The sequence below is a fragment of the Mesorhizobium sp. WSM4820 genome, from assembly GCF_055811075.1.
On sequence record NZ_JBVVQN010000015.1, the window covers coordinates 108,531 to 121,041 of the forward strand.

The 12,511-nt window shown below is 64.0% G+C and carries 10 protein-coding genes and 1 pseudogene; 3 read left to right on the forward strand and 8 right to left on the reverse strand.

The features are described from left to right. Positions 1 to 338: 338 nt before the first annotated feature. From AC0L2R_RS23400 to AC0L2R_RS23435, 8 genes and pseudogenes are all read right to left on the reverse strand, one after another. Positions 339 to 473: pseudogene (locus tag AC0L2R_RS23400) on the reverse strand (esterase); the annotation flags it as partial. 8 nt (positions 474 to 481) lie between these two features. After that, the gene (locus AC0L2R_RS23405) at positions 482 to 1,162 is read right to left on the reverse strand and encodes an isochorismatase family protein (protein WP_473511806.1); all 681 of its coding nucleotides are present in this window, start codon (positions 1,160 to 1,162) and stop codon (positions 482 to 484) included. 142 nt (positions 1,163 to 1,304) lie between these two features. Continuing rightward, complete coding sequence (locus AC0L2R_RS23410; RefSeq protein WP_473511807.1) at positions 1,305 to 2,609, reverse strand: M24 family metallopeptidase; 1,305 nt, start codon at positions 2,607 to 2,609, stop codon at positions 1,305 to 1,307. A 297-nt stretch (positions 2,610 to 2,906) separates the two neighbouring features. After that, positions 2,907 to 3,884, reverse strand: coding sequence for a GlxA family transcriptional regulator (locus tag AC0L2R_RS23415; RefSeq protein WP_473511808.1), 978 nt, complete (start codon positions 3,882 to 3,884; stop codon positions 2,907 to 2,909). A gap of 184 nt (positions 3,885 to 4,068) precedes the next feature. Then, positions 4,069 to 5,250, reverse strand: coding sequence for a cystathionine gamma-synthase (locus AC0L2R_RS23420; RefSeq protein WP_254017567.1), 1,182 nt, complete (start codon positions 5,248 to 5,250; stop codon positions 4,069 to 4,071). Further along, positions 5,247 to 6,674 carry a pyridoxal-phosphate dependent enzyme gene (locus AC0L2R_RS23425; protein ID WP_473511810.1) on the reverse strand — a complete coding sequence of 476 codons (1,428 nt, stop codon included), beginning with the start codon at positions 6,672 to 6,674 and terminating at the stop codon, positions 5,247 to 5,249. Before AC0L2R_RS23425 ends, AC0L2R_RS23420 begins: the two co-directional genes overlap by 4 nt. 192 nt (positions 6,675 to 6,866) lie before the next feature. Further along, positions 6,867 to 8,216 (reverse strand): FAD/NAD(P)-binding protein, encoded by a 1,350-nt coding sequence (locus tag AC0L2R_RS23430; protein ID WP_473511812.1) that lies wholly within the window; start codon positions 8,214 to 8,216, stop codon positions 6,867 to 6,869. A 37-nt stretch (positions 8,217 to 8,253) separates the two neighbouring features. Then, complete coding sequence (locus AC0L2R_RS23435; RefSeq protein WP_473511814.1) at positions 8,254 to 8,706, reverse strand: RrF2 family transcriptional regulator; 453 nt, start codon at positions 8,704 to 8,706, stop codon at positions 8,254 to 8,256. Between the two features lie 948 nt (positions 8,707 to 9,654). On the opposite strand from AC0L2R_RS23435, the gene AC0L2R_RS23440 reads away from it, so the two are divergent. The 3 genes from AC0L2R_RS23440 to AC0L2R_RS23450 all read left to right on the forward strand — a co-directional run bounded on the left by AC0L2R_RS23440 (position 9,655) and on the right by AC0L2R_RS23450 (position 12,336). Beyond that, positions 9,655 to 10,014, forward strand: a complete 360-nt coding sequence (locus AC0L2R_RS23440) for a septal ring lytic transglycosylase RlpA family protein (RefSeq protein WP_023802673.1) — start codon at positions 9,655 to 9,657, stop codon at positions 10,012 to 10,014. Positions 10,015 to 10,279: 265 nt separating this feature from the next. Then, the gene (locus tag AC0L2R_RS23445; protein ID WP_473511815.1) at positions 10,280 to 11,557 is read left to right on the forward strand and encodes a polyhydroxyalkanoate depolymerase; all 1,278 of its coding nucleotides are present in this window, start codon (positions 10,280 to 10,282) and stop codon (positions 11,555 to 11,557) included. A gap of 161 nt (positions 11,558 to 11,718) precedes the next feature. Next, positions 11,719 to 12,336 (forward strand): transglutaminase-like cysteine peptidase, encoded by a 618-nt coding sequence (locus AC0L2R_RS23450; protein WP_473511816.1) that lies wholly within the window; start codon positions 11,719 to 11,721, stop codon positions 12,334 to 12,336. Positions 12,337 to 12,511: the final 175 nt, after the last annotated feature.

Here is a 12,511-nt window from a genome sequence, read left to right on the forward strand (position 1 = left end):
GTCGCCCGCGGGTGGCGGGCCACAAAAAATTTCTCGTCCTAACCCCCCGGGGGGGGGGGGGGCCCCCCCGGGGGGGGGGGGGGGGGGGGCGGGGGGCCCCCCTTGGCCATAGGCGATGATAGTGCGGGATTCAGCGGGGAAGTGTTCGGGTTTCCGCAGGCGTTGTGCGCTGTTCCGCAGAGGTGGAAGCGGGGTGCTTGTAAGGCCCCCTCATCCGGCCCTTCGGGCCACCTTCTCCCCGGCGGGGAGAAGAGGCTGGCACCGGCGTGGCGATCTCTTCTCCCCTCGGGGAGAAGGTGGCCGCGAAGCGGCCGGATGAGGGGGCATTCGCGGGTTCCCTACAACCAATCGCCCTTGCCGAGCGTGGCGATGGCGGCGACGATGCGGGTGAAGGCTTCGCCGGCCCGCGGCAAGGTATTGCGGGCGCGCAGGAAACTGTGGACGGGGCGCGGCTCCTCGTACCACCAGGCGCGGCAAAGCGTCAGAGTTCGTCATATAGCCGGGCGGCGTTTTCATAGGTGAAGCGCAAAGGCACCGAGCCCACGACCTGCCATGCATCGACCGTCTCGCCTGCCATCAGCCGGCAGGCACCGTCGGTGGTTGTCACGGCGCCACCATAGAGCCGGTTGGCAAGGTTGAGGATGGCGGTCTGGTGCATCGCCGTGCTGCCGCTGCCGCAGGCGTCCTTGACCAGCAGCACCCGAAAGCCCGATGACACCGCATCCCTGACGGTGGCGTCGATGCAGGCCTCGGTCCATACGCCGGCAACGACCAGCCACTCGATGCCTTCGGCCTTGAGCCGGCCGGCGGCAGGGCCCGCACCGAAGGCGCTGGCCTCGGTTTTGACCAGCATCATCTCGCCGGCGACCGGCGCCACTTCCGGACAGATCGCCGTCAGCGGATCATCCTTGTCGGAGAAGGCCGACCTGCCATTGGCATCGACCGGATGGAACCGCCGCGCCTCCCTGGTGAGATCGACGATATAGGCCGAATGATAGAGCAGCACATCGTTGGCCCGCGCCGTTGCCTGCAGGCGCTGGACGTTGGCGAGGATGTCGGCGAAACCCTCGACCAGGTAACGCTTGTCCTGCCGATGCTCCTCCTGGAGGTCGACGAACACTGCGGCCACCGTGCCGCGTTTGATCGAGACCGGGCCCTTCATGCGGACACCTGAACTTCGTCATTCCAGGGCGAAGCAGCCGCGAAGCGGCGTCGCGAAGACCCTAGGATGACGAGAGCATGGGCTCTGCGGCTACTCCCGAAGGTTTGCGATACCGCACCTCGATTGGTGGTGGATGCTGGGATCAAACTTCTTTCTCCAGAAAGTCGTCCTCATAGGGAAAGCGCGACAAAAGCTCGGTGCCGGTCTCGGTGACCAGGATCTCGTCCTCGAGCTTGACGCCCTCGCGTCCGCCTTTCTCGCCGATATAGCTCTCGACGCTGACCACCATGCCGGGCACGACAAAACCGTCGCGGCCATAGGTCTCGTAGTCCATGGCGTGCGCGATGAACGGCGTCTCGCCATGCATGCCGACGCCGTGCATGACAGACGTATAGCGCTGGTCGACGAAGCGGTCGGGGATCTTCCAGGCCTTTTCGGCGATCTCGCGAAACGCCATGCCCGGCCTGACGATCGAGATGTTGTGCTGAACCTGGTCGTGGGCCATGCGGTAGAGCGATTTCTGATAATCCGTCGGCTTGCCCGGGCCGCAGCGGAAGGTGCGCGAGAAGTCCGAATAATAGCCGTAGCAGCCGATCGTATCGGTATCCAGCGCCAAGAGTTCGCCGGGCCTGATCTTGCGGCCGCTGGCTTCGTTGAACCACGGATTGGTGCGCTGGCCCGAGGTCAAGAGCCGGGTTTCGATGAACTCGCCGCCCTGGCGGATCACCTCGTGATACATGATGGCGAACAGGTCGTTCTCGGACACGCCGGGCTTGATCGCCTCGCGCACCGCATAGACGGCCGCCTCGGCGCCGGCCATCGATACCTGCAGGCATTTTACCTCTTCGGGCGTCTTGACCGCCCGCACGGCGAGGATCTCGCCCTGGCAATCCCGGACCTCGCAGCCGCGCTTTTCCAGCGCCAGCGCCTGCAGATGGCCGCAGCGGTCGAGGCCGAGCTTCATCGAGCCGCCGCCATGCGCCTTGAGCAGCTCCGTGATTTCGTCGGCGAACGGGCCGGCGGTCTCGTCGTCGCGGCCCGACACCGAAGACCACACCAGCCTGGACGGCCGCGCCTCGTCGATCGTGTCGAGCACCATCGAGACATGATAGCTCTGCGGATATTCGAACAGCACGATCGGCCCTTCGGTCGGGATGAAGAAGTAGCGCGTCGAGTTGCGCAGAAAGTAGCCGAACATGTTGCGCGAGCCGGTGGCGTAGCGCTGGTTGTAGGGGTCGAACAGTACGACGCCGCCATAGCCGGCCTCGCGCATCCAGGCACGCAGCTTCGCCAGCCGGCCTTTGCGCAGCGCGTCCGCATCGATGAAGGACGGCTCGGTGTCGGACAGCCACATGCCGCCGGCCGGATCGGCCGCCGCCGGGTGGCGCATACGGTCCTTGAAGTCGACGTCCTCAGTGCTGTCGGGGTCGAACACGACGATGCTCATGGGGTGCCTCCTGGAAGAAGCCCTGAGCATAGCGGTGCGCCGCGATGAGCTTGTGCGGGATACCGCAGATGTTGTGCGAAATACCGCTTGAAGTCATTCCGCGGCGCTCTACGGCGCCCCCCTCTGTCCTGCCGGACATCTCCCCCTCAAGGGGGGAGATTGGCGGCTTCGGCGTTCCGCTCATTCCTGCAACGTTGGCGATTGGCGAAATCAGCGGTGACAGCCGATCTCCCCCCAAGTGGGGGAGATGGCCGGCAGGCCAGAGGGGGCGCTGTCCCGCCAACGTCCAAAAAGGACCTAATGCCGCCGCATCACCTTCGGCGCATGCCCATGCTCTTCCCGGAACGCCCGCGCAAAGCTCGACATCGAAGCAAAACCGCAGGCGAGTGCCACGTCGCGCACCATCAGCGTCGAATGCGCCAAAAGGTCGGCGGCGCGCTTCAGCCGCAGGCGGCGGTAATAGCCGTTGGGCGAGATGCTGAGCTCGGAGCGAAAGTTTCGTTCGAGCTTGTCGGAGGAGACGCCGAGCTTTTCCGCCAGCGCCGCCATGCCGAGTCGCTCCTCCACCGCATCCTCCATGATGGCGATGGCCGCCAGCACCAGCTCGTTCTGGACGCCGGTGCGCAGCCGCAGCGGCATCAGCTTGCGGTCGACGCTGGAGCGCAGCGGGCTGTGCACGAACCATTCGGCGACGCCAGCCGCGAGTTCGGCGCCATAATCTGATGTGATGATCTCCAGCATCATGTCGAGGCTGCCGACGCCGCCGGCCGAAGTGAAGCGCTTGCGGTCGATGACATAGAGATCGCGCCTGAGTTCAATCTCCGGAAATGCCTCGGTGAACGCCGCCTGGCTGGTCCAGTGCAAGGTGCAGGCATGGCCGTCGAGCAGGCCGGCCCGCGCCAGGAAGAAGGCAGCATCCGCCACCGCGCCGATATGGGCGCCGCCGCGCAGGCTCCTGCGGATCCAGCTCACCGCGTCCTCGGCCACGAGATGATCGGCATCGCCGCCCGAGCAGACGACGATGCGGTCGACCTTCGGCGCATCACCGGCAAAAAAGCCGGGCTGGATGACGACCCCGTTCGAGGCTGCGACCGGGCCCTCGGCGGCGCCGACGATGATCCAGCGGTAGCATTCTTTCTTGGCCAGCACGTTGGCCGCGCGCAACGGCTCGATCACCGAACTGAACGCCATCATCGGAAAGCCGGGGAAGACCAGGACCGCGAAGGTGAGCGGAGTGTCGGTAGCAATCGGCTGGTGGCGCTCGCGAATGGTCATGGCTTCAACCGGCCTGTCGGCAATTGCAGGAAGTTACAATTTCGCCAGATGCAGCGGAGGTCAACGGCTATCATACAGGTCCCAGAACAACCGCTTCAGGTTTGCGCTCCCGGCATCGATGATTGATCGCCTCAACATCGGTTGAACGGTTTTCGATTGCAAAAGCGAGTGCCCCAAGCTCCCCTCACCCCCCCAGCGCCTGATCCAGATCGGCGATCAGATCATCGCCGTCCTCGATCCCGGCCGACAACCGCACCAGCGAATCGGAAATTCCGATCTCGGCGCGCTTCCCGGCCGGGATCGAGCCATGTGTCATCAGCGCCGGGTGCTCGATCAGGCTTTCGACGCCGCCGAGGCTTTCGGCCAGCGTGAACAGTTGCGTGTGTTCGAGGAAGCGTTTGGTGCCGGCGAGGTCGCGGTCGAGCTCGACCGTGATCATGCCGCCGAAGGCGTGCATCTGCCGCCTGGCGATGGCGTGCTGCGGGTGGCTGGGGAGACCGGGATAGATGACGCGGCGGATGTCGGGACGGCTTTCCAGCCAGTGCGCGATCTTCTGGCCGTTCGACGAATGGCGCTCCATCCTCAGCGCCAGCGTCTTGAGGCCGCGCAGCGCCAGAAAACTGTCGAACGGTCCGGAAATGGCGCCGATGGCGTTCTGCAGGAATTTCAGCCGGTCGGCGAGATCCTTGTTGTCGCCGACCACGGCGACGCCGCCGACCATGTCGGAATGGCCGTTGAGGTATTTCGTCGTCGAATGCACCGATATGTCGATGCCGAGCTCCAGCGGCCGCTGCAGGTAGGGGCTGCAAAAGGTGTTGTCGGCGACCGAGAGCACGCCTTTGCGCCTGGCCAGGGCTGCGACCGCTTCGAGATCGACGACGCGCAGCAGCGGATTTGTCGGCGTCTCGACCCAGAGCAGCTTGGTTTCCGGGCGGATCGCCGCTTCGACCGCGGCCAGATCGGTGAAGTCGACGAAGTCGACCTGCAAATTGGCCGAGCGCTTGCGCACCCGCTCCAGCAGCCGGAACGTGCCGCCATAGATATCGTCGGTGGCGACGACATGGGCGCCGGAATCGAGCAGTTCGAAGATGGTGGCGATCGCCGCCAGCCCCGAGGCGAAAGCGAAGGCGGCTGCGCCGCTTTCGAGATCGGCCACCGCGCGCTCGAAGGCAAAGCGGGTCGGGTTCTGGCTGCGGGCATATTCAAAACCCTTGTGCACGCCCGGGCTCTGCTGGCCATAGGTCGAGGTCGCATAGATCGGCACCATCACCGCGCCGGTCGTCGGGTCGTGGCTCTGGCCGCCATGGATGGTGCGCGTCGAGAAGGCCAGGCGGTTGCTGCCCGATACGGTGGCTTTGATGGTCATCTTGCGCGGCGCCTCAGATGGTTGATCAGGTCGATGCGGGTAATCAGGCCGATGAATTCGTCGCCGTCGAAGACGATGGCGACCTCGTTGCGGTCGAACACCGGCAGCAGCGCGTCCAGCGTCTGGCTGGCCTGCAGCGTGTGCAGATTGGAAGTCATCGCCGTGCGCACCGGGGCCTTGAAACGGTCCCAGCGGCTGTCATAGGGGCCTTCGACGTGGGCGAGGATATCGCTTTCGTCGACGATGCCGACCAGCTTGCCGTCGTCCAGCACCGGCAGCTGCGAGACATCCGAACGGCGCATGCGGCCATAGGCGTTGAGCAGGCTTTCGTCCGGGCCGACAGACACGATGTCCCCGGTGCGGTGCGTGCGCATCACCAGGTCGCGCAAATCGCCATGCTGCTCGTGCTCGGCGAGGCCCTGCTCGATCAGCCAGAAATCGTCGAATACTTTCGACAGATATTTGTTGCCGCTGTCGCAGACGAAGGTGACGACCCGCTTCGGCACGGTCTGCTCGCGGCAATAGCGCAGCGCTGTCGAAAGCAGCGTGCCGGAGGACGAGCCGGCGAGGATGCCCTCCTTGGAGAGCAGGTCGCGCACCGCCAGCATGCTCTGCTTGTCGGGGATCGAGTAGGCCTTCTTGACCAGCGACAGATCGGCATTGGGCGGGACGAAATCCTCGCCGATGCCCTCCACCGTCCAGCTGCCGGCCTCTTGCATCTTGCCGGTCTTGATCAGGGGCGCCAGCACCGAACCGACCGGATCGGCGAGGATCATCTCGGTCTTCGGCGAGGTTTTTGCGAAATAGCGGCCAAGCCCGGTCAGCGTGCCGCCGGAGCCGACGCCGACGACCACTGCATCGACGTCGCCGCCGAGCTGCGAATAGATCTCCGGACCGGTCGTGGTTTCATGGGCGTCCGGATTGGCCGGATTGGCGAACTGGTTGGCATAGAAGGCGTCGGGCAGTTCGGCGGCGATCCTTTCGGCCATGTCCTGATAATATTCGGCGTGGCCCTTGCCGACATCGGAACGGGTCATGCGCACTTCTGCGCCGAGCGCCCGCAGATGCTGGATCTTTTCGCGCGACATCTTGTCGGGCACGACCAGGACGATGCGGTAGCCTTTGGGGATGCCGACCTGGGCGAGGCCAAGGCCGGTGTTGCCGGCGGTCGCCTCGACAATGGTGCCGCCGCGCTTCAGCTTGCCCTGTTTTTCGGCGTCGGCGATCATCGACAGCGCAATTCGGTCCTTGATCGAGCCGCCGGGATTCTGGCTTTCGAGCTTGATGAACAGCCGGCACTTGCCGATGTCGAATTTGGTCAGCTCGACAACCGGCGTCTGTCCGATCAGGTCGAGAACCGATGCACAGGGCGGACGCAGGCGGGACATTTCCCTGTCCGGGAGGGCGATCTTGTGCACGCTCATGCTGATGCTCCATGGTCAAGCGACCGCCTTGGGCAGGCTGTCAGCCTATCTTCTTTTCCAGCCGTTTGCAGTCTGAAAGAAGATAGATCGTGCCAATCCATTGGCCAGACGGGGAATGGGATTCCGGTGGGGCCGCTCCGTCACGCCAATCACGACAAGGTCGCGGGACAGCCCCGCCGTAGAGCGCCGACCTCACCCCAGCAACCGCTTCCCCAGCCTTGCACATTGCACGCGAATATCCGGTATGGCGTCGATCTCGAAGAAGGTGCCGCGGGTCAGTGGCCCGACCGCCAGGATCTTGGCCGAGACGGTGCCGTCGCTGGCGATGACCTCGCAATTGTCCGATACGTCGAGGCCAAGGCGCAGCGGATCCGGCCGGGCCAGCCCGCGGTCGACCAGCGACCGCACCACGCCGTTCGACGTTGTCGAGATGTCCCTGGCGATGCCGGTGCAATCGTAGATGCGGGCGACGTCGAACGTCTCGATGTTTTGCGTGTGGCGCGACTGGACCTGCACGCTGAATTCGTCGCCCGCCGTGATGCCGACGACGCGCCCGGCGACAAGCCGGATGCGGCCCGACTGCACCGCCTCGGTGACACGGCCATGGACTTCCGGCGCCATGCGATGGCGGTGGATGTCCCACCACGCCTTGGTGTGCTCGACGAAGCGGCGCTTGGCCGAAGACGGCCAGTTCTGCCAGATCTTCTGGTTGAACGGCCTGAGACCGTCGACGACGTCGCGCCAGTCGATGCCGGCCTTCTGGTTTTCCCGGATCAGGTCGCGAAACCAGCCGACGAAATAGGAGAGCTGGGTGCCGAGCGGAATGTCGGCGACGTCGAGCTTGATCGGATTGCCCTTGCGATGCGGCGAAGGCAGCAGGCCGCGCCGCGACACCGCAATAATCTCGCCGCGATGGCCGCGTTGTTCGAGCGACAGGAAGGCATCGACCATGCTCAACCCCGTGCCCAGCACCAGGACCCGGGCTTCCCCGTCGAGCCCGGTGTCGGCCTCCGATCCCATCCTGATCGCATGGCCGTGGCCGGCACCTGGCTCCTCGTCGTGTCCGGTCGCCAGCACGGCAAGGTGGGCGACGACGCTGGTACCGTTGGCCAGCGCCACCTCGACCCCGGACCCGGTCGGCGAGATCGACAGGCTCTCCTCGCGGATCAGGCGAAGACGCCCCGTCTCGCGGGCCTCGAGCTCGTCCAGCAGTTCCTTCAGATAGCGGGCGTAGACGCTGCGCGGTGCGTAGACCGGCGCCTGCTCTGGCGTTGCCAGGCCGCGCTCAAGCAGCCAGCGCCAAAAATTGCCGGGGTCGTCGGCGTGGGCGCTCATGCCGGCCGCGCTGACATTCAGCACATGCGCCGACAGCAGCGTGGAATAGGCGATGCCCTGGCCGAAATGCGGGCGCTTTTCGATCAGCGTGACACGCAGATCGGGATTGGGCGACTTCAACAGATGCGCGGCAAGGACGACGCCGCTGGCGCCGCCGCCGACGATAATGATCGAACTTGGGACAATCGAATTTGCGCGGCCGGTCATGCGCGCACCAATTGCCTGAGGAGCCGTCCGTTCCGGCTCAGGCCTGGATTTTCAACGCAGCCGAAAGGTCGTCGTCGCCGGCGATATCGCGCATCTCGGCGAGGCTGCGCTGATCCAGCACCTCGGCGATCGCTTGCCGGACCTCCAGCATCAGACGTCGGACTTGGCATGTCGCCTCGTTGCAGTCTTCACAGCGCTGATACCGGGTGCGGCTGGCGCAGGGAATTGGGGCAAGCGGCCCGTCGAGCACGCGCACGACGTGGCCGATCTTGATTTCATCCGCCGGCCGCCCCAGGCGGTAACCGCCCTCCTTGCCCTTGCGGCTCTGGACAAAACCGGCATTGCGCAGTTCGCCGAGGATGGCGTCGAGAAATTTCTTCGGGATGTTGTTTCCGGCGGCGATATCGCCGACGAAGGCGAGCTGACCAACCGGCAGCCGCGCCAGATGGACGAGCGCCTTGAGGCCGTACTTGCCCTTTTTTGTGAGCATTGACCGAACGTTTCTCTGTCATGCGATGGCGAAGGGCCACCGGTTGCGAAACGCCTGGCGCGCGTCCCCACCGCGTCCGCGTCCAGGCTTTCAAGACACATAAATTCTAGTGACATGATATACAAGACGGGCACCATTGATTTTGCTTGATTTTCAAGCCGCTGCGACGACTTGCCGGACGCTCTTTCCTCCTGAAGCCACGAGGCACGCCAATGGCGACAGCCGGCGCTCGGCACTCATGCGGGTGATCGCCGCGATATGGACATCGCCCATCGTTCTCCAATTCCTGTAATGTCGATAAGACTACTATACTTAGCCGCGATACAGGAACCGGTTTTCAAATCGTCGGCCATTCGCAGCATTCATTTGCCGAAGCTGCGCGCAAAACAGGAAATGCGTGTTTGCGGCGCGCCCCGCATTCGCCGGTCGACCGAAACGCCGTCAGGGCCGTTCGAGTGTCAGGGGAGCGAACGGTTCGCCCACACCAGGCCGCCCAGGCCAACCAGCGCGGTGACGATGCCGATAGAGCCATAGCGACTGGCCGGTCAGAAGCTGCCGCCGACGAGGCCGATGCCCTGCAGCGACCACAGCGCACCGATGGCGAGCACAATCAGCGCCAGCAGATTTTTGATCAATCTCATCGTCGGAATTCCTTTCCCAAGTCGATCGTCAAGGCCGCCATGATCGCGATGGCAAGGTCGAAAGGAAGCGACCCGATCGCTGTCACATCTACTTGCATAATAAAGCCGGGGTCTTGCCGGAAACGCCCCGGTGCTGGTGCGAAGACCACCAGACATACATCGGCGCAATCCCGACATTCCATGACAGACTGTTTCGCGCCGACTCCAAACGTGTACTATTGTCATGGAACCGCCAGACGACTGCCGCATTTGGTGCCACATTCCATCCGTAACGGCCGGGTCTGTCAAACGGAGCCCCTTGCCGCAGATGAAGAAACCCAACCGGACCGCGCTTGTCGCGGCGGCGATAGCGGCTGGCCTGATGGTCGGCGCATCCACCTCCCCTGCCGCCGCGCAATGCGGCCGCGCCTCCTGGTACGCGCTGACCTCGAAGACCGCTTCCGGCGAGCGGATGAACCCGTCGGCGCTGACCGCCGCGCACCGCACCTTGCCGTTTGGCACTAGGCTGAAGGTCACCAACCGCAAAAACGGCCGCAGCGTCGTCGTGCGCATCAACGACCGCGGCCCGTTTATCAAGGGTCGGGTGATCGACCTGTCGAAGGGCGCCGCGGGGCGGCTCGGCTTCATCAGCTCTGGCCATGCTGCTGTGTGCACCGACCGCGTGTGAATGGCCGCGCCGCTTTGCGGCCAGGCGGATGAGGGGCAGCGCAAACCTGAAGCGATTGCCCATGCTCTCTCCGGCATCTTTCGCAGTTGCACAATAAGCCGGCTGCCGCCGTTCAAAACCGATTTTCAACGCCTTAGACAAAAGTATAAGCATAAATCAATTCAATTGACGTATTGCATCGCAGCAGTTTGTTGTTAACCTTTGCGCGAGAGATTCAAGGCTCGGCACTGCTGTCGTCCCTTCGGTCGCAGCAGCGGAGTTCTCGATGTTCTACCAGCTCTACGAATTGAACCACGCCGCCGTTCAGCCGGCCCGCGTCTATGCCGATGCGGTGCGGATGTTCTACACCAATCCGCTCAATCCGTTTGCGCACACGTCCTGGGGCCGCTCGGTCGCGGCGACGGCCGAATTGTTCGAGCGCACAACGCGCCGCTACAGCAAGCCGCAGTTCGGCCTGACCAGGACCGTCGTCGACTGGAAAAGCGTCGCTGTCACCGAAAAGACGGTGTGGTCGCGGCCGTTCTGCAATCTGCTCCGTTTCGAGCGGGCGGTTCCCGCCGGCCGCCGGCCTGATCCGAAGCTGCTGATCGTGGCGCCGATGTCCGGCCACTACGCAACGCTGCTGCGCGGCACGGTCGAGGCGATGCTGCCGCATGCCGACGTTCACATCACCGATTGGGTCGACGCCCGCATGGTGCCGATCAGCGAGGGCAGCTTCGACCTCGACGACTACATCGACTACATCGTCGACATGCTGCATGCGCTGGGCCCCGACACCCATGTCATGGCGGTGTGCCAGCCGTCGGTACCGGTGCTGGCGGCGGTGGCGCTGATGGAAACGCGGGGCGACCCGTTCGTTCCTTCGACGATGACGCTGATGGGCGGGCCGATCGACACCCGCCGCAATCCGACTGCGGTCAACCTTCTGGCCGAGGAAAAGGGCACCGACTGGTTCCGCGACAACGTCACCATGCAGGCGCCATGGCCGGTGCCGGGCTTCGGCCGCGAGGTCTATCCCGGCTTCCTGCAACTTTCGGGCTTCATGAGCATGAACCTCGACCGCCACATCATCGCCCACAAGGACTTCTTCATGCATCTGGTGAAGCATGACGGCGACAGTGCCGAGAAGCACCGCGACTTCTACGACGAGTATATGGCGGTGATGGATCTGACAGCGGAGTTCTACCTGCAGACGGTAGACACCGTGTTCGTACGCCATGCTCTGCCCAAGGGCGAAATGATGCATCGCGGCATCGCCATCGATCCCGCCGATATCCGCAATGTTGCGCTGTTCACGGTCGAGGGCGAGAACGACGACATTTCCGGCCTCGGCCAGACCCAGGCCGCGCACGACCTCTGCATCAACATCCCCGCGGACAGGCACGCCCACTACATGCAGCCGGCGGTCGGTCATTACGGCGTCTTCAACGGCTCGCGCTTCCGCTCCGAAATCGTGCCGCGCATCGTCGACTTCATCACCAGCTATGGCCGCCAGACCCGCGTTGCGGTGAGGCCGAAGCTGGTTCGCACCGCCAAAAAGTAAAGATGTCCCGGATGGCAGCCGCCGTTCAAGTCGACCTGTTGCACAATAGCCGCGCTTTCGGCGGCGCGGGTAACCATATCGCAAAACTGGCCGTTGGTATAATTGACAGGGACTGTAGATCGCCCTTAACGTTTCATTAACAACAAGGGACGAGGGGGACAATGATTTCCTCACCAATGGCGAGAGGGCTGCGCGTGTGCGCCCTGTTAGGGCTGGCACTTGCGACAGGCTGGTCTACGGCGGCTTCGGCGGCCGGGCCAATGGCAACCGGCGGCCCGACATCGCAGCCGATCGGCCATTACGATTTCTGCAAGACCAGTCCGGCCGAATGCTCGATCCACTCGGGCAATCTCGCCCCCGCCACCATGACAGGCGCGCTCTGGCGCAAGATTCTCAGCGTCAACGCCAGGGTCAACAACGCCGTCAAGCCGATAAGCGACATCGATATTTACGGCAAGGACGAGGTCTGGGCCTACCCCGTCAGGGGCGTTGGCGACTGTGAGGACTATGTCCTGGAAAAGCGCCGCGAATTGAACCGCTTGGGCGTGTCCTATGCCAATCTTCTGATGACCGTCGTGCGCAAGCCGGACGGCGAGGGCCATGCCGTGCTGACGGTGCGCACGAGCAAGGGCGACTACGTCCTCGACAATCTCGACGGAAAGGTCCGCTCATGGGACCGGACCGGCTACCGCTTCCTCAAGCGGCAGGCGATCGACAATACCGGTCGCTGGGTATCGATCCGTGATGGCCAGCCGGTTCTGGTCGGCGCGGTCCAGTAAGGTTTTTGCAAGCGACCACTGGATCGCTGCGTTTCGCGTTACCTGTTCCAGGCGTTTGCGCTGCCCCTCACCTGCCTGCCGGCATCCTCTCCCCCGTATAGGGACGGGGAGAGGGGTGCTGTCATTGACGATTTCGCCAATCGCCGGCGTTGCAGGCCACGTTCGCGATCAGCCT

What these genes read in the sequence shown, in the direction of transcription:
- AC0L2R_RS23440 (WP_023802673.1), top strand. Translation starts at nt 9,655, where the DNA reads ATGAAGAAACCCAACCGGACCGCGCTTGTCGCGGCGGCGATAGCGGCT.
- AC0L2R_RS23430 (WP_473511812.1), bottom strand. Translation starts at nt 8,216, where the DNA reads ATGACCGGCCGCGCAAATTCGATTGTCCCAAGTTCGATCATTATCGTC.
- AC0L2R_RS23405 (WP_473511806.1), bottom strand. Translation starts at nt 1,162, where the DNA reads ATGAAGGGCCCGGTCTCGATCAAACGCGGCACGGTGGCCGCAGTGTTC.
- AC0L2R_RS23420 (WP_254017567.1), bottom strand. Translation starts at nt 5,250, where the DNA reads ATGACCATCAAAGCCACCGTATCGGGCAGCAACCGCCTGGCCTTCTCG.
- AC0L2R_RS23445 (WP_473511815.1), top strand. Translation starts at nt 10,280, where the DNA reads ATGTTCTACCAGCTCTACGAATTGAACCACGCCGCCGTTCAGCCGGCC.
- AC0L2R_RS23425 (WP_473511810.1), bottom strand. Translation starts at nt 6,674, where the DNA reads ATGAGCGTGCACAAGATCGCCCTCCCGGACAGGGAAATGTCCCGCCTG.
- AC0L2R_RS23410 (WP_473511807.1), bottom strand. Translation starts at nt 2,609, where the DNA reads ATGAGCATCGTCGTGTTCGACCCCGACAGCACTGAGGACGTCGACTTC.
- AC0L2R_RS23450 (WP_473511816.1), top strand. Translation starts at nt 11,719, where the DNA reads ATGATTTCCTCACCAATGGCGAGAGGGCTGCGCGTGTGCGCCCTGTTA.
- AC0L2R_RS23435 (WP_473511814.1), bottom strand. Translation starts at nt 8,706, where the DNA reads ATGCTCACAAAAAAGGGCAAGTACGGCCTCAAGGCGCTCGTCCATCTG.
- AC0L2R_RS23415 (WP_473511808.1), bottom strand. Translation starts at nt 3,884, where the DNA reads ATGACCATTCGCGAGCGCCACCAGCCGATTGCTACCGACACTCCGCTC.